17 protein-coding genes are annotated in these 26,093 nt (G+C 44.2%); 12 read left to right on the forward strand and 5 right to left on the reverse strand.

The genetic code is table 11. The features are described from left to right. Positions 1-13: 13 nt before the first annotated feature. From leuC to leuA, 3 genes are all read right to left on the reverse strand, one after another. The gene (leuC, locus tag DUN60_RS00465; RefSeq protein ID WP_102515450.1) at positions 14-1,426 is read right to left on the reverse strand and encodes a 3-isopropylmalate dehydratase large subunit; all 1,413 of its coding nucleotides are present in this window, start codon (positions 1,424-1,426) and stop codon (positions 14-16) included. Positions 1,427-1,543: 117 nt separating this feature from the next. After that, the gene (leuB, locus tag DUN60_RS00470) at positions 1,544-2,635 is read right to left on the reverse strand and encodes a 3-isopropylmalate dehydrogenase (RefSeq protein ID WP_017109323.1); all 1,092 of its coding nucleotides are present in this window, start codon (positions 2,633-2,635) and stop codon (positions 1,544-1,546) included. 97 nt (positions 2,636-2,732) lie between these two features. Next, positions 2,733-4,280: a 2-isopropylmalate synthase gene (gene leuA, locus DUN60_RS00475; RefSeq protein ID WP_065207191.1), complete on the reverse strand. Its 1,548-nt coding sequence runs from the start codon at positions 4,278-4,280 to the stop codon at positions 2,733-2,735. Positions 4,281-4,848: 568 nt separating this feature from the next. Between leuA and DUN60_RS00480 the strand changes: the two genes are divergently transcribed. The 10 genes from DUN60_RS00480 (at position 4,849) to DUN60_RS00525 (ending at position 19,915) form a co-directional block, all read left to right on the forward strand. After that, entirely contained in the window at positions 4,849-5,508 is a 660-nt protein-coding gene (locus DUN60_RS00480; RefSeq protein WP_065207192.1) for a TetR/AcrR family transcriptional regulator, read from the forward strand. Further along, entirely contained in the window at positions 5,508-6,845 is a 1,338-nt protein-coding gene (locus DUN60_RS00485; RefSeq protein ID WP_114632951.1) for an efflux RND transporter periplasmic adaptor subunit, read from the forward strand. The genes DUN60_RS00480 and DUN60_RS00485 overlap by 1 nt, the downstream gene beginning before the upstream one ends. After that, entirely contained in the window at positions 6,842-9,949 is a 3,108-nt protein-coding gene (locus tag DUN60_RS00490; protein WP_114632952.1) for an efflux RND transporter permease subunit, read from the forward strand. Before DUN60_RS00485 ends, DUN60_RS00490 begins: the two co-directional genes overlap by 4 nt. Before the next feature lie 306 nt (positions 9,950-10,255). After that, positions 10,256-10,780, forward strand: coding sequence for a phosphatase PAP2 family protein (locus DUN60_RS00495; RefSeq protein WP_114632953.1), 525 nt, complete (start codon positions 10,256-10,258; stop codon positions 10,778-10,780). 54 nt (positions 10,781-10,834) lie between these two features. Further along, the gene (locus DUN60_RS00500; RefSeq protein ID WP_114632954.1) at positions 10,835-11,890 is read left to right on the forward strand and encodes an MJ1255/VC2487 family glycosyltransferase; all 1,056 of its coding nucleotides are present in this window, start codon (positions 10,835-10,837) and stop codon (positions 11,888-11,890) included. Between the two features lie 346 nt (positions 11,891-12,236). Continuing rightward, positions 12,237-13,196, forward strand: a complete 960-nt coding sequence (leuO, locus tag DUN60_RS00505) for a transcriptional regulator LeuO (protein ID WP_004735878.1) — start codon at positions 12,237-12,239, stop codon at positions 13,194-13,196. A gap of 201 nt (positions 13,197-13,397) precedes the next feature. Then, complete coding sequence (locus DUN60_RS00510) at positions 13,398-15,206, forward strand: AMP-dependent synthetase/ligase (protein ID WP_114632955.1); 1,809 nt, start codon at positions 13,398-13,400, stop codon at positions 15,204-15,206. Between the two features lie 460 nt (positions 15,207-15,666). Further along, the gene (locus DUN60_RS00515) at positions 15,667-17,424 is read left to right on the forward strand and encodes an acetolactate synthase 3 large subunit (RefSeq protein ID WP_004735876.1); all 1,758 of its coding nucleotides are present in this window, start codon (positions 15,667-15,669) and stop codon (positions 17,422-17,424) included. A gap of 1 nt (position 17,425) precedes the next feature. Beyond that, positions 17,426-17,920: an acetolactate synthase small subunit gene (gene ilvN / locus DUN60_RS00520; protein WP_004735875.1), complete on the forward strand. Its 495-nt coding sequence runs from the start codon at positions 17,426-17,428 to the stop codon at positions 17,918-17,920. A 111-nt stretch (positions 17,921-18,031) separates the two neighbouring features. After that, positions 18,032-19,915: a sensor domain-containing diguanylate cyclase gene (locus DUN60_RS00525; protein ID WP_102490854.1), complete on the forward strand. Its 1,884-nt coding sequence runs from the start codon at positions 18,032-18,034 to the stop codon at positions 19,913-19,915. A 701-nt stretch (positions 19,916-20,616) separates the two neighbouring features. On the opposite strand, the gene DUN60_RS00530 is transcribed toward DUN60_RS00525, so the two are convergent. After that, complete coding sequence (locus tag DUN60_RS00530; RefSeq protein ID WP_004735872.1) at positions 20,617-21,240, reverse strand: GntR family transcriptional regulator; 624 nt, start codon at positions 21,238-21,240, stop codon at positions 20,617-20,619. Between the two features lie 221 nt (positions 21,241-21,461). Beyond that, the gene (pykF, locus tag DUN60_RS00535) at positions 21,462-22,874 is read right to left on the reverse strand and encodes a pyruvate kinase PykF (protein WP_054547842.1); all 1,413 of its coding nucleotides are present in this window, start codon (positions 22,872-22,874) and stop codon (positions 21,462-21,464) included. Positions 22,875-23,303: 429 nt separating this feature from the next. Here pykF and DUN60_RS00540 point away from each other — a divergent pair, with 429 nt between their 5' ends. Together DUN60_RS00540 and glmS are read left to right on the forward strand one after the other, a co-directional pair. Then, entirely contained in the window at positions 23,304-24,074 is a 771-nt protein-coding gene (locus tag DUN60_RS00540; RefSeq protein ID WP_114632956.1) for a DeoR/GlpR family DNA-binding transcription regulator, read from the forward strand. A 107-nt stretch (positions 24,075-24,181) separates the two neighbouring features. After that, complete coding sequence (glmS, locus tag DUN60_RS00545; RefSeq protein ID WP_114632957.1) at positions 24,182-26,014, forward strand: glutamine--fructose-6-phosphate transaminase (isomerizing); 1,833 nt, start codon at positions 24,182-24,184, stop codon at positions 26,012-26,014. Positions 26,015-26,093: the final 79 nt, after the last annotated feature.

Consider the following 26,093-nt stretch of genomic DNA (forward strand, 5'->3'; position numbering starts at 1 on the left):
TTAAATCCTCTAATTAAAGTTCACGAATATCGACAAAGTGACCAGCGATTGCCGCTGCGGCTGCCATTGCTGGGCTAACTAGGTGCGTACGACCATCACGGCCTTGGCGGCCTTCAAAGTTGCGGTTTGATGTAGAAGCACAGCGTTCTTGTGGACCAAGGCGGTCGTTGTTCATTGCAAGACACATAGAACAACCTGGCAAACGCCATTCGAAGCCGGCTTCTTTAAAGATTACATCTAAGCCTTCAGCTTCTGCTTGTGCTTTTACTTGCTCAGAACCCGGAACGATTAATGCTTGAACATGCTTCGCTACTTGGCGGCCTTTCGCTACCGCAGCAGCTGCACGCATGTCTTCGATACGCGAGTTAGTGCAAGAACCTACGAAGACTTTATCGACGTTGTAATCCGATAGAGATTTACCCGCTTCAAGACCCATGTAAGCCAACGCTTTTTCTGCAGATGCCTTTTCAACAGGGTCTGCGAAGCTTTCTGGTGCAGGGATTGGTGTGTCTACCGAGATAACCTGACCTGGGTTAGTACCCCAAGTAACTTGTGGTTTGATGTCTGCTGCTTCTAGTGTAACAACCGCATCGAATTCTGCATCAGCATCGGTTTTCAATGTGTTCCAGTATTCAATAGCGGCTTCTAAGTCTTCGCCCTCAGGAGAGAACTTACGACCTTTGATGTATTCGTATGTCGTTGCATCTGGAGCAATTAGACCCGCTTTAGCGCCAAGCTCGATTGCCATGTTACATACCGTCATACGACCTTCCATTGTAAGGTCCGTAATGGCCTCACCACAGAATTCAACCACGTAGCCTGTACCGCCAGCGGCTGTTGTCTTGCCGATGATAGCTAGTACGATATCTTTTGCGGTAATGCCTTCAGCGACTTTGCCTTTTACTTCGATCTTCATGGTTTTAGCGCGCGCTTGTTTTAGCGTTTGAGTGGCTAGAACGTGCTCTACTTCTGAAGTACCGATACCGAATGCTAATGAACCAAATGCACCGTGTGTCGCCGTGTGTGAGTCACCACATACGATGGTCATGCCCGGCAGAGTGATACCTAGCTCAGGACCCATTACGTGCACAATACCTTGGTATTTGTGGTTTAAGTCGTAAAGCGTGACACCAAACTCTTCACAGTTTTTCGATAGCGTTTCCATTTGGATACGAGCCATCTCACCAGAAGCGTTGATGTCTTTGGTTTGTGTCGATACGTTGTGATCCATGGTTGCAAAAGTTTTGCCTACTTGGCGAACTTTACGGCCTTTTTCACGCAGGCCATCAAAGGCTTGTGGCGACGTTACTTCATGGACTAAGTGACGATCGATATAAAGAATTGGCGTTTCACCCTTCGCTGCAACCGCAACGTGAGCATCATAAACTTTTTCGTATAAGGTTTTTGCTTGCTGGTTTGTCGACATAGCTTTTCTTCCTTGGGAGCATCAGTCCCAGTGTTTGTTTCGAGCCAAGTCATGCGGTTTAAGCAGACTTGGCTTGATATTATTCTTATGTACTTGCTTCTAATCTAAGCATCTAGCTTATGAAGCTAAGATGTACTCAGCGATCTTGTCACCCATTTCTGAGGTAGTCAGTGCTTGGTTTTTGCCTGCAAGGTCTGCCGTTAACTCGCCTGCAGAAAGTGCTTTAGATACCGCTGTTTCGATGTCTTGTGCTGCAGCTTCTTCGCCTAAGCTGTAACGAAGCATTAGGGCTGCAGAAAGAATTTGCGCGACTGGGTTCGCAATGTTCTTACCTGCGATATCTGGTGCACTGCCACCTGCTGGTTCGTATAGGCCGAAGTTGCTTTCGTTCAAGCTTGCAGAAGGAAGCATGCCCATAGAGCCTGTGATCATTGCACACTCATCAGAGATGATGTCACCGAAGATGTTCGAACAAAGCATCACGTCAAACTGAGATGGGTCTTTGATTAGCTGCATGGTCGCGTTATCGATGTACATGTGGCTCAGTTTCACATCTGGGTAGTCTTTCGCGACTTCTTCAACCACTTCACGCCATAGGATAGAGCTTTGTAGAACGTTCGCTTTATCGATTGAGTAAACGTTTTTGTTACGTAGACGAGCAGATTCAAACGCAATCTTTGCAATACGTTCGATTTCGTAACGATGGTAAACCTCAGTATCAAACGCTTTTTCAGTTGCACCTTCGCCTTCACGGCCTTTTGGTTGACCGAAGTAGATACCGCCGGTTAGTTCACGAACAACCACGATGTCGAAACCATTACCTGAGATGTCAGCACGTAAAGGAGAGAAAGACTCTAAACCCTTGTGGATTTGTGCAGGACGTAGATTACAGAACAGTTGGAAGTGTTTACGAAGAGGAAGTAGGGCACCACGTTCAGGTTGGTCGTTTGGTGGAAGGTGTTCCCATTTAGGACCGCCGACAGAACCAAAAAGTACCGCGTCAGATTCTTCACAGCCTGCAACGGTTGCTTCTGGAAGTGGACAGCCGTGGTTATCAATAGCGATACCACCAACATCATACTCCTCGCGAGAAAAACTAATTGCGTGTTTCTTTTCAATCGCGTCTAGCACTTTGTGTGCTTGTTGCATTACTTCTGGGCCAATGCCATCACCAGGTAGTACGGCAATTTTGTATGATTTATCTGTCATGTTAATCCTTTAATTCTTGTTACTGAGCTGTTTGGCTCGTTTTAAATTTTGTCCCTAAAGCCAACAACATCGGCTCTAGGGCTCTGTTATTGGAGTATTAAACTGTCGCGAATTTTTGCTGCTTCATTTCAGCAATAGTGTCTGCGCGTTGAATGCTATTGATAACGTGTAGCAACGCTTGACCAGAAGCTTCAACGATATCGGTTGAAACGCCAGTACCGTGGTACTTACGGCCTTTATAGTTAGCAATGATGTCCGCTTGACCTAAGCCATCTTCGCCTTCACCTTTTGCAGTCAGGTCGAACTTGTCCAACGCGATTTCGTAGCCTGTTAAGCGGTAGATACATTGGTATAAAGCATCAACCGGGCCATTGCCGACAGCCGCTTCGCATTTCTCTTCATCACCACATTGCAATTTGATGCTGGTGGTAGACATAACACTACCAGATTGTACGCTTAGGTAGTTAAGTTTATAGAAGTCATCTTCATCACGTAGATTTGCGAAGTGCATCAATGCTTCTAGGTCGTAATCGAAGACTTGTCCTTTACGGTCAGCAAGCTTCAAGAAGTCTTCGTACAATGAATCTAGGTTGTACTCATTATCTTTATAACCCATTGCGTCCATGTGGCTCTTAACTGCTGCACGGCCACTACGGCTTGTTAGATTCAATGCTTTGTTTTTCAAACCAATCGACTCAGGTGTCATGATCTCGTAAGTGTTTTTGTTCTTAAGCATGCCGTCTTGGTGGATACCTGAAGAGTGGCTAAATGCATTTGCACCAACGATGGCTTTATTGTCTTGAATTGGCATGTGGCAAAGTTGGCTCACTAGCTTACTGGTACGGTGAATCTCTTTATGATCCAAACCAGTATGAACACCTAACAACTCTTGGCGAGTTTTGATGATCATTGCGATTTCTTCTAGAGAACAGTTACCCGCACGTTCTCCAATACCATTGATTGTGCCTTCAATTTGGCGAGCGCCCGCTTGTACAGCAGCAATTGAGTTCGCAACCGACATACCTAAGTCATCGTGACAGTGAACAGAGATGATCGCTTGATCGATGTTGGGTACGCGATCGAATAGCGTTTTGATAATGCCACCAAACTCATTCGGTACTGTGTAGCCAACGGTGTCTGGAATGTTGATGGTTTTCGCGCCCGCGTTAATCGCGGCTTCAACCATGCGACATAGGTTATCGATAGGGGTACGACCTGCATCCTCACAAGAAAACTCCACATCGTCAGTGTAGTTACGCGCATGTTTGACGGCTTTCACTGCCATCTCGACAACATCGTCGTAGCTGCGGCGTAGCTTATCTTGTACGTGTACCGTCGATGTTGAAATGAAAGTGTGAATACGGAATTGGTCCGCTACTTTTAGTGCTTCTGCAGCGGCGTCTATATCTTTTGCAACAGCACGAGAAAGCGCACAAATACGGCTGCCTTTGATGTGTTTTGCAATCGTTTGAACTGATTCAAAATCACCTGGAGAAGAGATAGGGAAGCCAGCTTCGATAACATCCACACCCAGTCTCTCAAGAGCATAAGCGATCTGTAACTTCTCTTTTACCGTAAGGCTTGCTGCCAATGCTTGCTCGCCGTCACGTAAGGTAGTATCAAAAATTATTACTTGATCGTTCATGGGTGCTTCCTTATATCGATAATGAATCGATTGCTATCCAAATTATTATTAAGAATGATGTTCTTTTAAAAGTGCCAGTTACAAAAAAACCCGCTCAGTGCGGGTTTTAATATTTGTGTAGTTCTTGACCCACAACTTACCCGCGCGATTGGTTCACGATAAGGAGAAGTTTCAGCAGTAGAGAAGAAGAAAAAATCATTACACAAATATCCGTAAATAAACTGTTAACACCATATTTACCGTAATTTATTCTGAGCGTCAAACAAGAAAATCCAATATCAGCGTGCATTGGCAGTGTTTTGGTTTGGTTTGTGCTGTTTTTTATCTCCTCTTTGGCTAAATCGACTGATTGGTGGTTTTGTATTGGCGGGTTAGTTTATCGTTTGGCTGATGTGTAGGTTAAAACTTTGTAGTAAATCTTTTTGATGGAACGATTCACCAAAAAAATTATAAGTGTGACCCTATTAATTAATCACTTGATTAAATAGTGAGTAATTAATCTTCTACTGTTACGTCTGTTTATCTCTATAATTAATCGGATGATTAATTATAGAGATGGATTTTTGCCATGACGGCACGAAAAGCGGGGCGGCCTCAGCAGAACTTAGATGTTCGACAGTTATTGATTGAGCATGCTCGCGATCTGTTTGTTGTTCAGCCATACGACAAGGTCTCGACACGCCTGATCGCTGAGCGTGCGGGTGTGAACATTGCGATGATCCGTTATTACTTTGGCAGTAAGGCTGGGTTATTTGAGGCGATGCTACGTGAAACCCTACGACCGATGCAGCTACAAATGCAGAAGTTAGTTGAAGAGAGCAGTCATGAAAACTTTCTCGATTTAATGCGGACTTACTACAAAGAGATGGTCAAGGTGCCCAAGTTTCCTCGCTTGATTGCCCAAGTGATGAATATGCCTCCCTCGGAAGTGCAAAGAGAGTTGCTCGAAAAGGTTTTCCTCGATGTGGCGAAGCCAGCCCAAGATGTCATTTTTGAAAAGTTGGTGGCACAAGGTGTCTTGAGAAAAGAGATGGATCCCAAGCTCTGTCGCGTGTCGTATATAAGCTTGATGGTATTTCCATTCATTGCACCGCCCCCTCTATTAGCAATCCATGGTATTGAGATTAATGAAGAATTTCTTAACCGTTTAATCGAACACAACATTCAATTGATGACAGAAGGCTTTATAAACACGCCTAGCCCTTCTTCCGTGCAGGATCAAAGATAATGAAAATAAATAAAAAACTACTCTTCTTTCCGGCACTTGCGGTTGGTGTCATTGGCCTTGTGGTTGCGATTAACTTGAAGCCGGATCTGCCAACCAAGCCTGCGGGTGATAGAGCTCGCTTAGTTGACACAGTAAGCCTAGAGCAACAACTGATAGCACCGTTAGCGGTTGGTTTTGGCAAAGTGGTGCCGAAAGTCGAATGGAAAGCGATTGCCGAGGTGACAGGACAGATCGTTTATCGTCATCCGGATCTTGAGAAAGGTCAGGTGATCCCTGCGGGAACGGTCGTGCTCAAGGTTGATCCACTGGATTACGAATTGAAGCTGATACAAGCAGAGGCCGATCTTAAATCAAGTCAAACCTCATTAGCGAAATTAAATCAAGAAGAAGACAACCTGAATCAGACTCTTAAGATCGAAAAGAATCGCTTAGTGATCAGCAACAAAGAGCTACAACGTAAACAAGATCTGCGTAAGAAAGGGCTGACTTCTCAATCGGATGTCGACCTGCAACAGCAAAGTGCACTGTCTCAACAGAAGCTAGTGTTGGATATCGCGAACCAAATCGCTTTAATGCCTGATGAAAAACGAGTTGCGGAAGCGGTGATAAAGGTCAATGTGTCTAAAGTGAAAGAGGCGCAGCGATCTCTCGATAAGACCACCATCATTTTGCCAAGAGCGATGCGAATTTCTCAGGTTGATATCGAACAAAATCAAGTGGTTAACCTTCAGCAAGAGATGTTTGTTGCTCACGGGATTAATGTCATGGAAGTGGAGGCGCAACTTTCTATTCACGATATGCAAACTTTAGCCTCGAGCTTTAATCAGTTCCCTCGCGATGCTGCAGGGATCCCTAATCCTTATGAAGCGCCAATCAAAGCGACGATTCAACTTAACAGCGGCAACCTGAACCTGAGTTGGCCTGCGAAGGTGGCAAGAATCAGTGAGACGGTTGATGAAAACCAAGCGACAGCAGGGATTATTCTCGAGATCGCTCAAGACTATTCACAACTGCAGCCAAGCAATGCGACCCCGTTGGTCAACGGCATGTTTGTAAAAGCTGAGATTGAAGGTGTCGCGAATCTAAGTTGGGTGGTTCCAGAGCGATCATTGCACGGTGACAAGGTTTACCTGATGGATGACAATCAGCGCTTGCAAGTGGTGAATGTTGAAGTGCTTTATCGCAGAGATAACCAAGTGGTTGTGAGTGGCGAGCTACAAACGGGAGATAAATTGGTTCTTAATGACGTCCTACCAGCTATCGAAGGCATGTTACTGAAAGAATCGAACTCTGAAGAGGTTAAGCTTGAATCTGATACTCAGGAGAGTGCGTCATGATCAAGTTCTTTTCTAGGCACCCAACAGCGGCAAACTTGTTGATGCTTGGGTTATTGATCATGGGTATCAGCTCATTATCAACCATCAAGCGTGAAACCTTCCCCGCTTATGATCCGCCTTATATTATGGCTGCCATCGTTTATCCCGGAGCATCACCACAAGAAGTGGAAGAGAGCCTATGTGTACGAATGGAAGACGCGATAGATGGTTTAGCCAACATTGAAGAAACTCAGTGTGAAGCTATCGAAGGTAGCGCACGTCTAATCCTGAAGTTGAATGAGAAAGCGGATATTGGCCGAATGCTGGTGGACGTACAAACTCAAATCAATTCGATCAATGACTTTCCAAGCGAGATTGAATCTCCGGTTGTTCAAGAGCTGGATTGGAATGAACCGGTTGTTGATATCGCGATTACAGCCGAAACCTCATGGCCAGAGCTTAAGGCCTACGCTGAAGACCTCAAACGTATCATGAAGCTTGATTATGATGTTTCACTGGTCGATGTTAGCGGCTTCTCTGATCATCAATACCGTGTGGAACTGGATACCCAAGCCATTCGTCAGTTAGGTTTGAGTGTCGGTGATATTGCAGACCAAATTGGTCGTCAGAATGTAAAGCTGCCGAGTGGTAACGTTGAAACACCAGATAAAAACTTCCTGATTCGTTTTGATGAGAGACGGGTCACGCCTGTTGAGCTTGAGAGTATTGTTGTTGGCTCTGCGCCGAATGGTTCAGTGATCCGTTTGAGGGATATTGCCAAGATAACTGATCGCTTTGAACTGGATGAGCAGAAAGTCCTGTTCGATGGCAAGCCTTCTGCTTTGTTGAAGATCAGCAAAAACAAAGAAGACGATGCGCTTCGAATTAAAGAAAACGTGACACGATTTGTTGAAGATCAGAGTGCGATTGCCCCTGATGGTGTGACGTTACAAATGACCAACGATCTCTCTTCTGTGCTTTGGGATCGTCTCACCATGATGGTACGTAATGGTTGGCAAGGTATTGTGTTGGTTTTTGCCACCATGTGGTTGTTCTTTAGTTTACGTTACTCATTTTGGGTCGCTGCAGGTTTACCCGTTGCCTTCCTTGGTGGCTTGTTCTTAATGGCGAACTTAGGTTTGTCGATTAACATTATGTCGCTGGTCGGACTGTTGATGGCGATTGGTATCATGATGGATGACGCCATCGTGATTGCCGAATCGATAGCGTCCCATTTAGATCGGGGGCAAAACGTTGATGATGCGGTGTACAACGGCGTTAAGAAAGTGCTTCCCGGGGTGTTATCTTCTTTTTTAACTACGGTGTGTATTTTCGGTAGCTTGTTGTTCCTCGATGGAGAGATGGGCGCGGTGCTTAAGGCTGTTCCTCAAGTATTGATATTAGTGCTCTCGTTGAGCTTGATTGAAGCCTTCCTGATTCTACCTAATCACTTGTCTCATTCATTACACAAAGAAAAGAATGACAAGCCAGCGCTGCGCTTCAAAGTGGTGTTGCTTGAAAAATTTGAGAACTTCCGCAATACAACTTTGATGAACATGGTCGAGAAGGTCGTGACGTTCCGCTATGCCTTTATGGGCGGAGTGCTGACACTGTTGTTACTTTCTATTGCCTTGATTGCGGGTGGTGCTGTTAAGTTCCAACCCTTCCCCGAATTGGATGGAGACATCGCTGAAGCGCGTATCATTCTTCCGCCGGGTGCGTCATTGTCTCAAACCGAGAGAGTCGTCGATAAAATAGTCGCGTCTGCTGAACGTTTGAACGTGCAGTGGAGTGAAGAGGTCGAAGAGGGCAATGAGTTGGTGGAACACATCACGAGCCAATTCAATGCTAATGCTGATGCCAGTGAGTCAGGCCCACATTTAGCCACTGTGCGTTTAGACTTACGCGGTGCAGAGAGCCGTAACACGGTTATCGATGATTTCATCAATGCATGGCGCGAAGATATCGGTGAGCTGGCGGATCCTATTTCATTAGTGTTCAAGCAGCCAACCATGGGGCCGGGTGGTCGTGCTATCGAGATCCGTGCCAAGCATGATGATCTGGCTGAATTGAAGTCTGCTTCTCTGGAGATTCAGGAATACCTCAATCAGTTTGACGGGGTGCATGGTGTGCTTGATGACATGCGCATGGGTAAAGAAGAGATCTTAGTCAAGCTGCGCCCTGGAGCCGAAACCTACAATGTGAATGGGCAGATGATTGCTTCTCAGTTGCGTGCTGCATTCTTCGGGCAAACGGCGGATGAGATTCAAATCGGTGTTGAGAACATCTCGATTGAGGTGCGTCTTGATAAGGAACAAGCGGGCGACATACAGCAGCTGGCTAACTTCCCGATCATTACCGCCGACGGCAGTCAGATCCCGTTAGCAACGTTGGCGACATTAGATTTCCAACGTAACTACGTGCGAATTCAGCGTATTGATGGGCTGAGAACCATCAGCATCTTTGGTGATATTGATAATAAGAAGGCGAGCTCGTCGGCGATTTTGGCTCAGTTCCAAAAAGATGAAGCAGCCAAGCTTATTCAGAAGTACCCAGGCTTGCGCTTTGATTTCGAAGGGGAAGCTAAAGATGCGGCTAAGACTGGAGCCTCGATGGGCAAAGGCTTCTTGCTCGGCTTATTCGGCGTGTTTGCGATTCTTAGCTATCAGTTCCGAAGCTACTTAGAGCCTGTGGTCGTGATGTTAGCCATTCCACTCGCCTTTATTGGGGTGGTCGTTGGGCACTGGATACTTGGGCACTCTTTGAGTATGCCAAGCATGATGGGCTTTGTGTCGCTGGCCGGAATCGTGGTCAATGATTCTATTTTGTTAGTACAATACATTCGCCATCACGTCGATGAAGGCGATAGCGTACATGACTCAGTGGTGAAAGCGAGTCGCGAGCGTTTCCGAGCAGTATTTTTGACTTCAATGACCACAGCCGCAGGTTTGCTACCACTGCTAACAGAAACCAGCTTGCAGGCTCAGGTTATCCAACCGCTGGTGATATCAATTGTGTTTGGTATTTTTGCTTCGACCTTGCTAGTGCTGTTTATGATTCCGGCGGCTTACGCAATACTGGCGGACTTTGGTTTAGTGAAAAAGCATGAGCCATTAGCGCTATAACCTTTAGCGCTATTACCTTTAGCGCTATTATCATTAGCGAGCACTATTATCATTAGCGAACGCTATAACCATTAACACGATAGAAGTAGCGTTTGCTTGCTTATATACAGAAGTAAAAACATAGAAGAATAAAGCGGCCTTGGGTCGCTTTATTTTTATCGGCAGTTTCTAGGCCTCATCAGCTTGCTTAGCGAAAGCGGTCAATTCGCCTCAAAATTCATTTTAGTTCATTCAAAACGTCACTTAACTGTCATTTCAGGGGCATAACTTGAGCCTTAACTGAATAAGGATTGTTAAGGAGATTGTATGCGTACTATCGAACCTATTGTCCGCTGGGATGTGGCATTTTCTGTTTTTTGTTTAAAGAACCGTTATAGCGGACAACAGGCGACACTCAGTAAGGCGGTGTCTCATACTGGAGATGGACACCTTTACGTTTTGATTGCTTTGGTTGCACTACTGGCTGACAGTTACACCGGACGAGATTTTCTTTTGGTGGGCTTAACTGCCTTTGCAATCGAGTTACCTATTTACTGGTTTGCCAAAAATACCCTCAAGCGTCGCAGACCAGCTGAATTCTCTTCATTGCTTTATTCCCATATTGTGCCATCTGATAAATACAGCCTGCCTTCTGGGCATTCCGCTGCGGCTTTTGTTATGGCGACTCTAATCGGACATTTCTATCCGAGCTTATATCTCTTTAGCCTGATTTGGGCGGCAGCGATTGCTGGCTCTCGAATCCTACTTGGTGTGCACTTTTTAACGGACGTACTGATTGGCGCAGCCTTGGGTATTGCTTGTACTAGCCTGGCTATCAACTTCATTTTGTAATTATTTCGTTGGCAATCAATGCCGATCTTAAGCTGCAAATTTAAAGGAATATGCATGAAAATCTTATATGGCGTCCAAGGCACAGGAAATGGTCATATTGCTCGCGCGAGAGCAATGGCGGTGGCTTTTCGTCAGCAAAATATCGATGTCGACTTTCTGTTCTCTGGGCGAGACGAGAGCAAGTACTTCTCGATGGAAGCGTTTGGTAATTATCAGACCCGCAGCGGCTTAACCTTTTACAGTGAGCAGGGGCAGGTTAAATACGGCAAGACATTCATCAAGAACAACATCTGGCGGTTTCTCAGTGAGATTAATCAGATCGATTTGACACCTTATGACTTAGTGCTGAATGACTTTGAACCTGTGACTGCATGGGCAGCTAAGAGGCAAGGTGTGCCATGCATTGGCATAAGCCACCAGAATGCGTTCCGCTATGATGTACCCAAAGAAGGGGGCAACTGGATTGAACATTTGGTGATTCAACATTTCGCCCCAACTGAGCATTCGATTGGTTTGCATTGGTATCACTTTGAACAACCAATACTGCCGCCTATCGTTCACACGCTGGCTGGTGATCAACAAACCAAAACAGCACAAGACTTTGCGTTGGTCTATTTGCCGTTTGAGGATCTTGAGTCGATCTCGGAGCTGTTGATGAAGTTTATTTCGCACAACTTTGTCTGTTATCACCCGAATGTCATTGAGCACCGTCGAGTCGAAAATATTGAGTTCAAACCACTGAGTCATACCGGCTTCCAATTCGACCTCAATCAATGCTCTGGTGTAGTGGCTAATGGCGGTTTTGAATTGCCATCGGAAGCCCTAACCTTGGGTAAGAAATTGCTTCTCAAACCACTTGAGGGGCAGTTCGAACAGCAGAGTAATGTTGCGACGCTTGAAGCGCTCGGGTTGGCTCAAACCATGAGCTTTTTAGACGCGGCTACCTTGCGTGGTTGGCTCGGTGAAAAGCAGGCCGAAGTGGTTACTTATCCCGACGTGGCAAGTGCACTTGTTGAGTGGGTGTTAGCGGGCAATTGGTCCAACCAAGATGACTTAAGAAAGCAACTTTGGGACAAGGTAGATTTTCCTAGTTATGCATCGCTCACTTAACTCATAAGTGTTATTTCTGAATCAACCAGTCAAACAATTCATGAGTTCAATAAATTGTAACAAATGTAACCAAACGATAGAACAGCTAAATAAGTCGAAATGAAACTCATAAGTGATGCATTTTATGTTTTTTTATAACTCTATAAATAATTGATTTTTAGATGTTATTTAATCATTAAGGTAAAATAAAATTATTCTTTATCAATCTTGTTGGTAGCTCGAGATTTATTGGTTAATAGTAATGGTAATCCGAAAAACATCGGTCTGATAAATATAAGAATTAGTGGTTATCTATTCCTATACCATTACCAATTTAACGCTGTCGAACCGACAAGAGGCAACTTGAATGTTAGAGAAAAAAGACGCAATGAGTGCTATTGCAAGCTACAGAATGGAAAGCACACTTCGTGGAGTCGACTTAAATCTTTTGACTGTATTTGATGCAGTTATGCAAGAGCAAAACATTACACGTGCAGCTCATAATCTGGGTATGTCTCAGCCTGCTGTAAGTAACGCTGTTGCTCGTCTAAAAGTGATGTTTAACGACGAACTATTCATGCGTCAAGGTCGTGGTATTCAGCCGACTCAACGTGCTCGTCAGTTGTTTGGTCCAATCCGCCAAGCACTACAGTTAGTACGCAATGAACTGCCAAGTTCTGTGTTCTCTCCAGAGTCGTCTTCTCGTCTGTTCAAACTTGCGATTTGTAGCCCTTGTGACATGCGTTTTGCACCTAAGATTATGTCGACAATCAACGACCAAGCACCTAGCGTTAAACTGCACATGGATGCAGAATTCGATCGTCAACTTTCTGAGCGTATGCGCTACCAAGAAATCGACTTCGTTATTGATTACGCTCGTTTTGATGAGCAGGGCTTTTCAAGCACTGAGATCTTCCAAGACGAATTAGTTGTTGTTGCTTCTGCTTCTCACCCACGTATCAACGGTGAAGTTTCAGCGGCAGAGCTGCTTAACGAAAAGCACGCAAAACTGTCTCGCATCCATGGTCAACGCAGCTTCTCAGAGCAAGCTTACCGTGACCTAGATTGCACGCCTTTCTACGAAGGTACGAGCTTAAGCAACGTACTTTACGTTGTTGGTCAATCTGAGCTTGTGACTATTGCACCTCGTTGGATGGTTGAGCATGCCGCGAACAAAGATCAGCTTCAGATTCTAGATTTCCCATTCGATAATGCGGCAATTTCTGGCTTCCTAAGCTGGCACGAATCAAGTGAAAAGGACAAAGGACACATTTGGTTACGAGATCAGTTAATGATGATCTGTGGCGAAGTAGTGGCGCTTAACTAAGCACTAATCCCTATGATTTATAAGCCCTAAGCTGGGAGTCTGGCTTAGGGCTTTTTTGTACCTGCTATTTTTGTTGATAGAAAACTTAGCGTGAGACGTACTATTACTTATAACTTTGAGCTTCATCAGTTGCCTTTTCCATGATCAGAGGTACACTTGTGCGCTCAAAAAAGCTTACAGGTGTAAGCCAAAGGTAAAGAGATGGCCAATTTAGATTTTCATATCGTAAAAAGACTTCGTGACCAAATTGCCCAAGGTGGCAACCGTACAGCTTTGAAGCATAAAGTCGACAATGTATGGCAAGGTATTAGCTGGGAACAGTTTGGACAACAGATCGATACGCTTTCGTTAGCACTGTTGGCTCACGGACTGAGAGTTCAGGATAAGATAGGCATCTTTTCGAACAATATGCCTCAGTGGACTGTGGCAGATTTTGCATCTTTACAAGCGCGTCTTGTAACGGTACCAATCTACCCAACCAACACAGCGGCGCAGTCTTCTTACATTATCCAAAATGCAGATGTGAAGATCTTATTCGTTGGCGAGCAAGCTCAATTTGATGCGGCGGTTAGCCTTTTTGAAGAGTGTGAACAGCTAGAAGTTGTTGTGGCGATGTCTGCTGATATCGACACTCAAGAACATAGTTTTGCTGTTTCATGGCAGGACTTCATGACTCGTGGTGTTGAAGCTCAACAAGCGGAACTTGACGTTCGCTTAGCTGATGCAAACATGGATGACTTACTGACCCTTATCTATACCTCTGGTACCACAGGCCAACCAAAAGGTGTGATGCTTGATTACACTAATATTGGCTATCAATTGAAAGGTCACGATGAACGTCTTAGCTTAACTAAAGATGACGTATCACTGTGTTTCTTACCTTTGTCACACGTATTTGAGCGCGCTTGGACTTTCTATGCCCTTTATAAAGGTGCAACCAACTGTTACCTGCAAGATACGATGCAAGTGCGTGATGCTCTAAGCGATGTGAAACCGACAGTAATGTGTGCAGTTCCCCGTTTCTACGAGAAGATTTTCTCAGCGATTCACGAGAAGGTATCTAAAGCACCGTTTATCCGTAAAGTGTTGTTTACTTGGGCGGTAAATATGGGAGCGAAGCTTTCTGTTTGTCACCAAGAAGGTCGTACTCCATCATTCATGCTGAAGAAGAGCCATGCGCTTGCCGATAAGCTTGTGTTATCTAAACTGCGAGCTCTGTTAGGCGGAAACATTAACTTTATGCCATGTGGTGGTGCGAAGCTTGATGAAACCATTGGTCGCTTCTTCCACGCGATTGGTATCAACGTAAAACTTGGCTACGGCATGACAGAAACCACGGCAACAGTATCGTGCTGGGATGACCGCTGTTTTAACCCTGATTCGATTGGTATGTCGATGCCGGGCGCTGAAGTAAAAATTGGTGCTAAGGACGAGATTCTTGTTCGTGGTCCAATGGTGATGCGTGGCTACTACAAGATGCCCGAAGAGACCGCTAAGACATTTGACGAGCACGGTTTCCTAAAGACTGGTGATGCGGGACATTTTGATGAAAATGGTAACCTGTTCATTACTGATCGTATTAAAGAATTGATGAAGACCTCTGGCGGTAAGTACATTGCACCGCAAGTGGTTGAAGGCGCGATTGGTAAAGATCACTTTATCGAACAGATTGCCGTTATCGCTGATACGCGCAAATTCGTTTCTGCGCTGATCGTTCCTTGTTATGACTCGCTAGAAGAGTATGCCAAAGAGCTGAATATCAAGTATCACGACCGTGTTGAGCTTGTTAAACATCACCAGATTGTTGAGATGCTAGAGAAGCGCGTGAATGACTTACAGAAAGAGTTGGCTAAGTTTGAGCAAGTGAAGAAATTCAAGTTGCTGCCAAAAGCATTTTCTATGGATGATGGCGAACTGACACCTACTCAAAAATTGCGTCGTAAAGTTATCAACGATAAGTATCAAGACGAAATCGAAGAAATGTACAATGAAAAGCCTAAAGATAAGTAGTTTTCTGCTTAGATAAATTTTCAGTTGTTTAAAAATCCCCCTACGAATGTGATTGCATTTTTAGGGGGATTTTTTATGCCTGCTGACACAGCACAATGTGCGAAAGCGCACACCAATAAGGGCGTAATTAATCGATAAACCGTGATTCATTTGAATATTAAGCTCTTTTTTTTAGGTGTTAATTGGTTTTTAAATCTAACTATTGGGTTTGGTTTGGGTTTTATTTAATGCTTTCAGCTAATAGTTGGTTTTTTGACGTAATTATCGGATAACAGGTGTTAGACCAGATGATAATAAAGCGTTAAAGTTGTTTCGTATTACTGTTTGTTGTTATCACGACAGACAGCCATAGCCGAAAAAGTGGAAGTATTTCGAATTAGGCTACGAATAAGCCCTAGACTATGAAAAACCAGCCCAACATGTTCACCAAATATGGTTGGAAACTGGTGAGGAGAGCAATATGACAACAAAACCTGAAACAGCCATGTCATCCGGCGCTGAAATGTTATCCGGCGCTGAGATGGTGGTGCAGTCTCTAATTGAAGAGGGTGTAGAACAAATCTTTGGTTACCCAGGTGGTTCTGTACTTGATATCTATGATGCGCTGCATGCTAAAACTGCTGAAATTAAACACGTATTAGTACGACACGAACAAGCCGCTACCCATATGGCAGATGGCTATACTCGTTCTACCGGTAAGCCGGGCGTAGTACTTGTGTGTTCTGGTCCAGGTGCGACCAATACCGTTACTGGTATTGCCACAGCCTACATGGACTCAATTCCAATGATAGTTATTTCTGGTAACGTACCAAATAGCTTAATTGGTAATGACGCCTTCCAAGAGTGTGACATCGTGGGTGTATCCCGTCCGATTGTTAAACACAGCTTCCTCGTTAAGAAAGCGGAAGATATCCCTGAAGTCGTTAAAAAAGCATTCTATATTTCAACGACAGGACGTCCTGGTCCTGTGGTTATTGATCTGCCAAAAGACATCTTAAACCCACAAATCAAGCTTCCTTATGAATACCCAGAAACGATCAAAATGCGTTCATATAACCCAACGGTTACGGGTCATAAAGGTCAGATCAAAAAGGCGCTAAAAGCCCTTCTTGAAGCGAAGAAGCCGGTACTTTATGTCGGTGGTGGTGCGGTTATTTCTGAGGCAGATAAGCCGCTGTTAAAATTAGCAGAGGCACTGAATTTACCTGTGGTAAGCACCCTAATGGGGCTTGGCGCTTTCCCTGGTACCCATAAAAACTCTTTGGGTATGTTGGGCATGCATGGTTTGTATGAAGCCAATATGGCGATGCACAATGCGGACTTGATCTTTGGTATTGGCGTACGTTTCGATGATCGAACCACCAATAACCTAGATAAGTACTGCCCTGATGCGAAGATCATGCACATTGATATCGATCCATCTTCTATCTCTAAGAACGTTAAAGTGGATCTACCGATTGTAGGTTCAGCGGAAAAAGTACTAGAGAGCATGGTTAACCTGCTTATTGAGCAAGGTGGAACTAACGATGCAGACGCGATGGAAAGCTGGTGGAGTGAAATTAAACAGTGGCAAGAGCGTGACTGCTTAGCGTATGACAAAACGTCTGGTCGTATTAAACCGCAACAAGTTATTGAAACACTTCATAAAGTAACCAATGGCGATGCCTATGTTGCTTCTGATGTAGGTCAACACCAAATGTTTGCTGCTTTGTACTACCCGTTTGACAAGCCACGCCGTTGGATTAACTCTGGTGGTCTAGGCACGATGGGCTTTGGCCTACCTGCTGGTATGGGCGTTAAGTTTGCGAAACCTGATGAAGAAGTTGTGATTGTTACTGGTGACGGCAGTATTCAAATGAATATCCAAGAGCTGTCGACTGCGCTGCAATACAATATTCCCGTTAAGATTATTAACCTTAACAACCGTTTCTTAGGCATGGTAAAACAGTGGCAAGACATTGTTTATCAAGGTCGTTACTCTAATTCATATATGGACTCTGTTCCTGATTTTGCTGCGATTGCCGAGGCTTATGGCCACGTTGGCATGCGTATTTCATCTCCGGATGAACTGGAATCAGGTTTGGAAAAAGCACTGGCGATGAAAGACCGTTTGGTATTTGTCGATATCAGTGTGGATGACACCGAGCACGTATACCCAATGCAGATCAAAGGCGAGGGTATGGATAACATGTGGCTAAGCAAAACGGAGAGAACATAATATGAGACACATCCTTTCACTATTAATGGAAAACCAACCAGGTGCACTTTCTCGAGTGGTTGGCTTGTTTTCTCAGCGTGGCTACAACATCGAGTCTTTGAATGTATCTCCTACGGATGATCCAACGCTTTCTCGTCTGAACGTCACCACTAACTCGAGCGAAATGCAGCTTGAGCAGATCCAAAAACAGCTACACAAGTTAATCGACGTACTTAAGGTACAAGAAGTGTCTGAGCTTGAGCATATCGAGCGTGAACTTTTGATGGTAAAAGTACGCGCTAGCGGCTTTGCTCGTGCTGAAGTGAAACGCACAGCGGATATCTTTCGTGGCCAAATCGTTGATGTGACGGCTTCGCAATATACGGTTCAAATGGCTGGCACTAGCGAGAAGCTGGATGCTTTCATTCAGGCATTGTCTGAAGTAACGGAAGTACTTGAAGTGGCTCGAAGTGGGGTTGTTGGCATCGCACGTGGTGAACGAGCGTTGAAAGCCTAAACAAGAAGTATTTAAAAAATAGTTTAAAAGCCGCTTTTTTAAGCGGCTTTTATTTTGTTAATTTCCTAGAGTGCTATAATCTTGCGCTCTCTTTTTCTTCCTGAGCTAGTAATGCGAAATAAAAAATCAATAATTACATTACTAATCATCTCAATCACACTCTGTTCAGCTGTCGCTCTATATTACTTGCAGCGATATAAAGAAGTGAAGCAGCAGAGTTTTGACTACTCGGCCAAGCAAGCCGTCCATCAATTGGTGTACGCCAAGAGAGACTACGATCTTCTTAAGACTCAATTAGTTTCCGTAATGGGCCTGTTGAGCCACAGCCAAAGCTTGGTTAACTTTGCCTCTTCTCCCTCTGACCAAACCAAAGATCTACTTGAAGAGGTTTGGCAGTCTGTCCTTGTTAATCAGAAATGGTATACACAGATCCACCTGCTAGATATCTCGGGTAAAGAGCTGGTTCGTGTGAACTACTCCGCTGATTCAGGCCACATAACGGTACCGCAACAGCTTCAAGATAAATCTGACTCGAGCTATTTTCAATACGCCCAAAAACTAGAAGCTGAACAAATTGGCGGCTGGGGCATTGAGCTTGAAATGGAACATGGTGAGATCACCTTCCCTTATATGCCGGTAATTCGTGTCTTTACCCCCGTAGAAACACCTGACAAAAGAGTGGGCTACCTTGTTATTAACCTCGATGTATGGGGTTTATCGTCGCGTCTTAGTTTTTCACCTGATAATGATCTTAGAGCAGAAGTTCTTAATGAAGCGGGTTATTACATAGCGAGTAACCATAGCGGTAAGCTGTTTGGCGATTCTATTCCAGAAAGAAAAGGCTACAACCTGAAAAACATCGCACCAAAGGCATGGGAAGCGATCTCTAATGATCAGGTGGGGCACGTTTTTGAAGATGGCAATTTGTTTGCGTTTAACACGGTGATGCTCGCGAATAATCAAAAGGTCCATTTACTGATTCAACTTAATCAGAAACAACTGATGGATCGAGCTGAACCGAGCTTAAGTGACCTCTCTCAAGAAGAAGTGTTTGTGTTGCTAACGGTACTGGTTTTTGCATTTCCGTTTGCTTATTTAGTGACTCATTACCGACGTCGAAGTCTAGAAAGTAAGTTGGCACGTGCCGCATTGAGCGGCATGTCGGCCGTCATGATCTCTGATAAGCAGCATCGTACTATGATGATCAACAACGAGTTTGAGAACATGACGGGGTACTGCAAAACTCAAGTGATCGGTCAAAATGCATTACAGCTGTTGCTTGAAAATACCGAGCAGGCACTCTCTAGCGATTCAATCTGGCAACATTTAGAGCAAGAAGAAGTATGGGAAGGGGAAGTTCTGTGTAAGAACAAGTTACGTATCCCTTTCACCGTCATCATGCGAGTACAAGCTGTTAAGAATCGTTCTGGAAAGATCAGTTACTATATTACGTCCTTGGTTGACATTTCTGTTAGGAAGGAGCTTGAGGTGCGTTTGAGGATCTTAAGTGAACGAGATTCTTTGAGTAACCTTTGGAACCGCCGAAAGTTCGAAGAGCAGCTCGCGTATTATTCTCGCTTGGTCGAGCGTTACCCTAATGAAGCGACCACTTGCTTAGCTTTAGTCGATATTGATAACTTCAAACGAATCAATGACGAACTGGGCCACGATGAAGGCGACCGGGTGATTGCAAGTGTTGCAAGGCTTCTACAAGACAGCCTACGCAATACTGATTTTGTTGCTCGCGTAGGGGGGGAGGAGTTTGCATTACTGATGCCACACACCTCACTGCCGGAAGCGAAACGTGTGTTGGATCGATTACGAATAGAAATAGAGCTATCCTCAGGGACTAAAGTGACGGTGAGTGTCGGTTTCACTGATTTGACAAGCAACAGCACTCGCTCATACAAATGTGCCGATGTTGGGCTCTACGAATCTAAATCGTCTGGGCGCAATACCGTCTCTATGTGCCCTAGTCATGCTGATGTCGCTTAATCTTTCATTACTCGATTAGTTTTTAATATTTCACTTGGCTTTCACTGTTTACTTAGCTTTCACTGTTTCACTTGGCTTTCAACAGACTTAGCCCTTAAAAAGATTTACGTTTTAAGTGACTAACCACTTTCCTATCAAGCCATCTTTCTCGCTTCGTATCTTTTAAAGCTAGCCTTCAGCAGTTCCTTTCAACATCTATAATAGGAATCTCACTTTTGAGGCGACCTATGTCACAAGTCTTATGTAGTTAGACTAAAGTCTAATGCTGATGAAAATTTGAGCTAAAATAAACAATAAGTAAACTACCTTGCTTCAGGTTGCGTCGTGTTAAGCGAACCAATAAACAGAGTGTTTACCCGATATAAAAGGGATGACACCGTTAACTTAATTCAGCTGGTTAGCTCGCCTTATCAATGGCTTGAGAGATAGCAGTAGAATTAGGTTAGCTGTAGCAAGAGTTTGGGGATCATACTGTCTGGTTAAAAGAGGCGTGGTATGTTTGTCGATTTTTTAGTGAGGTTAACCATAGGCACATTGGTCATTCTTGGCTTTCAACTGAGTGCACTGTATTTTTTACCTATGGTTGTACTGCTCAATACTCATCACAAAGAGTTTTTTGGGTGGTAGTTCAGTCGTGATACTGGAAACAAAAAACGGAGCCGTTGGGCTCCGTTTTTATTTGGTAAGAAATTACTTGAGCGTTATGCCGCTTCGATAACTTCTTCAATTCGTTTCATTGAACCTAGTAAATGTTGATCAAGTAACTCTGTTGCTTGTTCTGCATTCTTAGAGAGTACTAGCTTCATGATCATTTCGTGCTCATCAATATTGAACAGATCATCAGATGCTGTTTCAGCTGACATTGCTAAGAAGCGGTAACGTTTAACTTGGTTAATAAGTTCATCAAAGAACTTAAACATGTTCTCTGAATCAGCACCTTCAAGCAACGCGACATGGAATTGTTGGTGGCGTTCTTCCCATTCAACAGAATCAAATTCTTCTTCTACGTTCTGAAGGCGTGATAGTTTGTGGTAAGAGGTCAACACTTCTAATTCCCAGCTTTCATCACCAGCTGAGATCGCTTTTTTAAGCAGAACGGAAGAGACCAGTCGAAGGCTTTCGTATAGGTCATTGAGTTCTTTCTTTGATACCGGAGATACCCAGCAGCCTTTCTGTGGCTCTAGCTTTACGTATTTACTCCAAGATAACTGCACTAAGGCTTCACGAATTGGAGATGCGCCTACGTTGTATCGTGCTTTTAGATCAGCAACAACGAGTTTTTGGCCAGGGGTTAACTCACCATTGAGAATATCTTGGCGAATCATCTTTGATACTTTGTCTGTGAGCGTAGGACTAGACATTACAAACCTCATGCATATTTGATTCTAGTCTGCTAATCCGTCTCTTAGAAAGAGCCCATGGAAGTTAACAGTACGTGATTCTACTGTGATTGATAATACAGCGTACTGAAAAGTTAGGCAAGATTTGTTTCATAAAAAAAGAGGGCCGAAGCCCTCTTTTATATTTTATGCGTATCGGTTCATTCTTATAGAACGTGAACAGATGCCGTGTTTGTAGTACCAGAAGCTACTAGAGCGCCAGAAACCATTACTACGATATCGCCTTTGTTACCTAGGCCAGATTGTAGAGCGATTTCTTTACCGTTGATGTAGAACGTGTCTGTGTTCTCGATAGAGTCAACAAGAACTGGTTTAACACCTTTAGTAAGAACTAGCTGTGCAGCTGTCTTTTCGTTAGTTGTTAGAGCAAGGATGTTTGCCGTTGGGAAGTACTTACGTACTGAACGTGCAGACTTACCGCCTTCAGTTGCAACAACGATTAGAGGAGCCGCTAGCTTCTCTGCTGTGTCTACCGCACCTTTACATACTGCTTCAGTAATGCGTAGACGTGGGCTGTCTAGACGAGAACCTAGCTCAGCTTTAAGAGCTGAATCAGTGCGGTTCGCGATTTGAGCCATGATAGTTACAGCTTCAACTGGGTACTTACCTTTAGCAGTTTCACCAGAAAGCATTACTGCATCAGTACCATCCATGATTGCGTTCGCAACGTCACCCGCTTCAGCACGAGTTGGACGTGGGTTGCTGATCATAGAGTCAAGCATTTGAGTTGCAGTGATAACCATCTTACGTGCGCGGTTACACTTCTCGATCATCATCTTCTGAGCGAAGATTACTTCTTCAGCTGGGATTTCAACACCTAGGTCACCACGAGCAACCATGATGCCGTCAGAAGCTTCAAGGATTGAATCGAAGTTATCGACACCTTCTTGGTTTTCAATCTTAGAAATGATGTGGATGTTCTCGCCGCCGTTAGCGTTTAGAAGCTCACGGATTTCTTTAACGTCGTCTTCTTTACGGATGAAAGAAGCAGCTACGAAATCAACGCCTTGCTCACAACCAAACTTAAGGTCAGCTTTGTCTTTCTCAGAAAGAGCTGGAAGTTGAACAGAAACGCCAGGAAGGTTAACACCTTTGTTTTCGCCTAGAGCACCGTTGTTAAGAACTTTACACTTAACTTCAGTTTCTGTTGTTGCGATAACTTCCATTTCGATTAGGCCGTCATCAACAAGGATAGTGTTACCAGCTGTTAGGTCTTTAGCGAAACCTAGGTAAGTTACTGCTACTACGTCTTTGTTACCAACAACTGTTGCGTCAGTTGTGAAAGTGAACTCTTGACCAGCTACTAGATCTACGTCGTTACCATCTTCAAGTTTGATAGTACGGATTTCTGGACCTTTAGTATCTAGAAGGATAGCAAGTTGCTCACCTTTTTTTTCCATTACTGTACGGAAGTTCGCGATACGAGTGCCGTGTTCTGCGAAGTCACCGTGAGAGAAGTTAAGACGCATAACGTTCATGCCAGCATCTACTAGTTCAGTTAGCTTCTCTACAGATTCAGTTTTAGGGCCAATCGTACATACGATTTTGGTCTTTTTCATGGAAGGTACTCTCCGGTAAGTATTGTTACAATTTGAAATTTATTTAAGGTCTGAAGATTGGTCCGCTACATCAACATTTTGTGCCTGTTGTGTAAAAGCGCGGGACTTCCAATATGTCCTTCAGAGTTGTAAGTCTTTCATCAATTTTAGTCATTTTATGACCAAAAGATTTTGATTCAATATCGGTTTTATGTGACTTACCCCACTATATAAGAGGTAAGTTGCAAAAAAATAACAGTCAGTTTTGTAATTTTTTTTCTTTTCGGGTGCGGATTCTACCACCTAATCAGTTCAATATCACTGCTTAACAATTGTCTTAGGACAAGGTTTTATCGCTATTTATTAATTTTTTGGATCAAAATAAATGGACTAAATAGTTTCGTTGTAACTATAATATGTTTCAAATCGAAACTTACTGGCCTTTTTTAAATGTCGAAACGAAACACCCAGCTCAGAAGACATGCTATTTCTAACCTCGTTAATGAAAAGGGGGAGGTTAGTGTTGATGAACTATCCGCTAAATTCGAAACCTCAGAGGTCACGATTAGAAAGGACTTAGCGTCTTTAGAGAAAAACGGTCAGCTTTTGCGCCGTTATGGTGGTGCGATTTCATTACCGAAAGAGGTTGTGAACGAAGAACTGGGTCCACAAGTTTCGACTCGAAAGATTTCATTAGCGAAAGCCGCTGCAGATCTAATTCGCGACCATAATCGCATTGTGATCGATAGCGGTAGCACGACAGGAGCGCTAATTCAGCAGCTCAATAGCAAGCGTGGTTTGGTTGTAATGACCAACTCGTTGCATGTTGCTAATGCACTTAATGAGTTGGAAAGCGAACCAACACTGCTAATGACCGGCGGCACTTGGGATACCCATTCGGATTCTTTTCAAGGCAAAGTCGCAGAATCAGTACTGCGAGCTTACGATTTTGATCAACTATTTATCGGGGCTGATGGTATCGACCTTGATAGAGGCACAACCACGTTCAATGAATTGGTTGGCTTAAGTAAAGTAATGGCTGAAGTGTCACGAGAAGTGATCGTGATGGTTGAGTCGGAAAAGGTGGGACGAAAGATCCCGAACTTAGAGCTGGCATGGGAACACATTGACATCTTAATTACCGATACAGACTTAGTCGAAGAATCCAAAGCAAGTATCGAATCACATGATGTTCGAGTGATCCTGACCGATCCAGCGTAAAAACAAATTTAAGTATTATGCATTTACCTTCCTATAATTGATCTTAATAAAGATCTGGCCTTTGCTTGCTGCCAATAGGAATAAAACGAAATTGATGGAGTGAAACTATGTGTGGAATTGTTGGTGCAGTAGCACAGCGTGATGTAGCCGAAATTTTAGTAGAAGGTCTTCGCCGCCTAGAATACCGAGGCTACGATTCAGCGGGTGTCGCTGTAGTTGATAGCGAATCTAACCTAACTCGTGTACGCCGCCTTGGTAAAGTACAAGAGCTAGCAGACGCAGTCGATCAACAACATGTCATTGGCGGTACTGGTATTGCTCATACACGTTGGGCGACACACGGTGAGCCTTCTGAAGCAAACGCACACCCACACATGTCTGGCGATATTGCTGTTGTACACAATGGCATTATCGAAAACCACGAAACACTGCGCGCTCTGCTGCAAGAGCGTGGCTACGTGTTTACTTCACAAACAGATACTGAAGTTATCGCTCACTTAGTTGAGTGGGAACTTCGTACTTCTGATTCATTGGTTGAAGCTCTACAAAAAACAGCAAAACAATTAGACGGTGCATACGGCACTGTGGCGGTTGATCGTAAAGATCCTAGTCGTATCGTTGTTGCTCGTTCTGGTAGCCCAATCGTTATCGGTTTTGGTGTGGGCGAGAACTTCCTTGCTTCTGACCAACTTGCACTATTAAGCGTAACTCGTCGTTTCATGTACCTAGAAGAAGGTGATGTTGCTGAGGTTACTCGTCGTGATGTAACGGTATTTGATGTAGCGGGCGAGCGTGTTGAACGTGAAATCGTTGAATCAAACGCAGAGCACGATGCAGGTGACAAAGGTCAATACCGTCACTTCATGCAAAAAGAGATCTTTGAGCAGCCATCTGCGTTAATCAATACAATGGAAGGTCGTATTTCTGAAACGGCTGTTATCACTAACGCAATTGGTGTTAAGGCTGAAGAGATCCTAAGCAAGGTAGAACACGTGCAGATCATCGCATGTGGTACGTCTTACAACTCAGGCATGGCGGCTCGCTACTGGTTTGAGTCTCTAGCAGGCGTAAGCTGTGATGTAGAGATTGCTTCTGAATTCCGTTACCGTGATTTCGTTGTTCGCCCGAACAGCCTATTGGTGACTCTGTCTCAATCTGGTGAAACGGCGGATACGCTTGCTGCACTTCGTCTTGCAAAAGAAAAAGGTTACATGTCAGCAATGACTATCTGTAACGTAGCAGGTTCTTCTTTGGTTCGTGAATCTGATTTTGCTTTCATGACTCGCGCAGGAACTGAAATCGGTGTTGCTTCTACCAAAGCTTTTACAACTCAACTAGCTGCAATGCTGATGATGGTAACGTCAATTGGTCGTCTACAAGGTCGTATCAATGAAGAGAAAGAAGCAGAGATCGTTCAAGCACTGCATCAACTGCCTGCTGATATCGAGAAAGCATTAGCGTTTGATAAAGAGATCGAAGCGCTAGCACCTGATTTTGCAGATAAGCACCACACACTGTTCTTGGGTCGTGGTGAGTTCTACCCAATCGCAATGGAAGCGTCTCTTAAACTGAAAGAGATCTCTTACATCCACGCAGAAGCATACGCGGCTGGTGAGCTTAAGCACGGTCCTTTGGCTCTTATCGATGCAGATATGCCTGTAGTCGTTATTGCACCAAGCAACGACTTGTTAGAGAAGCTAAAATCGAACGTTGAAGAAGTACGTGCTCGTGGCGGTCTACTTTACGTATTCGCAGATGAAGATGCAGGCTTTGAAAGCGATGAGAACATGAAGATCATCAAGATGCCTCACGTAAGTGAAGTAACAGCACCTATCTACTACACAGTACCGATGCAGCTGTTGTCTTACCACGTAGCGCTAATCAAGGGTACCGATGTTGACCAACCTCGTAACCTTGCGAAAGCGGTAACGGTTGAGTAATCGTTAGCCTATCTAAGAAAATTAGATAATAAGAAGCCCATCCTGTGATGGGCTTTTTTGTGTCTGTTAGTTAATGAGC

The organism is Vibrio splendidus, from assembly GCF_003345295.1.
Classification (GTDB): Bacteria; Pseudomonadota; Gammaproteobacteria; order Enterobacterales; family Vibrionaceae; genus Vibrio; species Vibrio splendidus_K.

Bases quoted from the DNA above. Each gene is read 5' to 3' on its own strand.
- leuA (WP_065207191.1), bottom strand. From the start codon at position 4,280: ATGAACGATCAAGTAATAATTTTTGATACTACCTTACGTGACGGCGAG.
- DUN60_RS00480 (WP_065207192.1), top strand. From the start codon at position 4,849: ATGACGGCACGAAAAGCGGGGCGGCCTCAGCAGAACTTAGATGTTCGA.
- DUN60_RS00485 (WP_114632951.1), top strand. From the start codon at position 5,508: ATGAAAATAAATAAAAAACTACTCTTCTTTCCGGCACTTGCGGTTGGT.
- leuB (WP_017109323.1), bottom strand. From the start codon at position 2,635: ATGACAGATAAATCATACAAAATTGCCGTACTACCTGGTGATGGCATT.
- leuC (WP_102515450.1), bottom strand. From the start codon at position 1,426: ATGTCGACAAACCAGCAAGCAAAAACCTTATACGAAAAAGTTTATGAT.
- DUN60_RS00525 (WP_102490854.1), top strand. From the start codon at position 18,032: ATGCGAAATAAAAAATCAATAATTACATTACTAATCATCTCAATCACA.
- DUN60_RS00515 (WP_004735876.1), top strand. From the start codon at position 15,667: ATGACAACAAAACCTGAAACAGCCATGTCATCCGGCGCTGAAATGTTA.
- DUN60_RS00510 (WP_114632955.1), top strand. From the start codon at position 13,398: ATGGCCAATTTAGATTTTCATATCGTAAAAAGACTTCGTGACCAAATT.
- glmS (WP_114632957.1), top strand. From the start codon at position 24,182: ATGTGTGGAATTGTTGGTGCAGTAGCACAGCGTGATGTAGCCGAAATT.
- DUN60_RS00495 (WP_114632953.1), top strand. From the start codon at position 10,256: ATGCGTACTATCGAACCTATTGTCCGCTGGGATGTGGCATTTTCTGTT.
- DUN60_RS00530 (WP_004735872.1), bottom strand. From the start codon at position 21,240: ATGATTCGCCAAGATATTCTCAATGGTGAGTTAACCCCTGGCCAAAAA.
- DUN60_RS00490 (WP_114632952.1), top strand. From the start codon at position 6,842: ATGATCAAGTTCTTTTCTAGGCACCCAACAGCGGCAAACTTGTTGATG.
- DUN60_RS00500 (WP_114632954.1), top strand. From the start codon at position 10,835: ATGAAAATCTTATATGGCGTCCAAGGCACAGGAAATGGTCATATTGCT.
- pykF (WP_054547842.1), bottom strand. From the start codon at position 22,874: ATGAAAAAGACCAAAATCGTATGTACGATTGGCCCTAAAACTGAATCT.
- DUN60_RS00540 (WP_114632956.1), top strand. From the start codon at position 23,304: ATGTCGAAACGAAACACCCAGCTCAGAAGACATGCTATTTCTAACCTC.
- leuO (WP_004735878.1), top strand. From the start codon at position 12,237: ATGTTAGAGAAAAAAGACGCAATGAGTGCTATTGCAAGCTACAGAATG.
- ilvN (WP_004735875.1), top strand. From the start codon at position 17,426: ATGAGACACATCCTTTCACTATTAATGGAAAACCAACCAGGTGCACTT.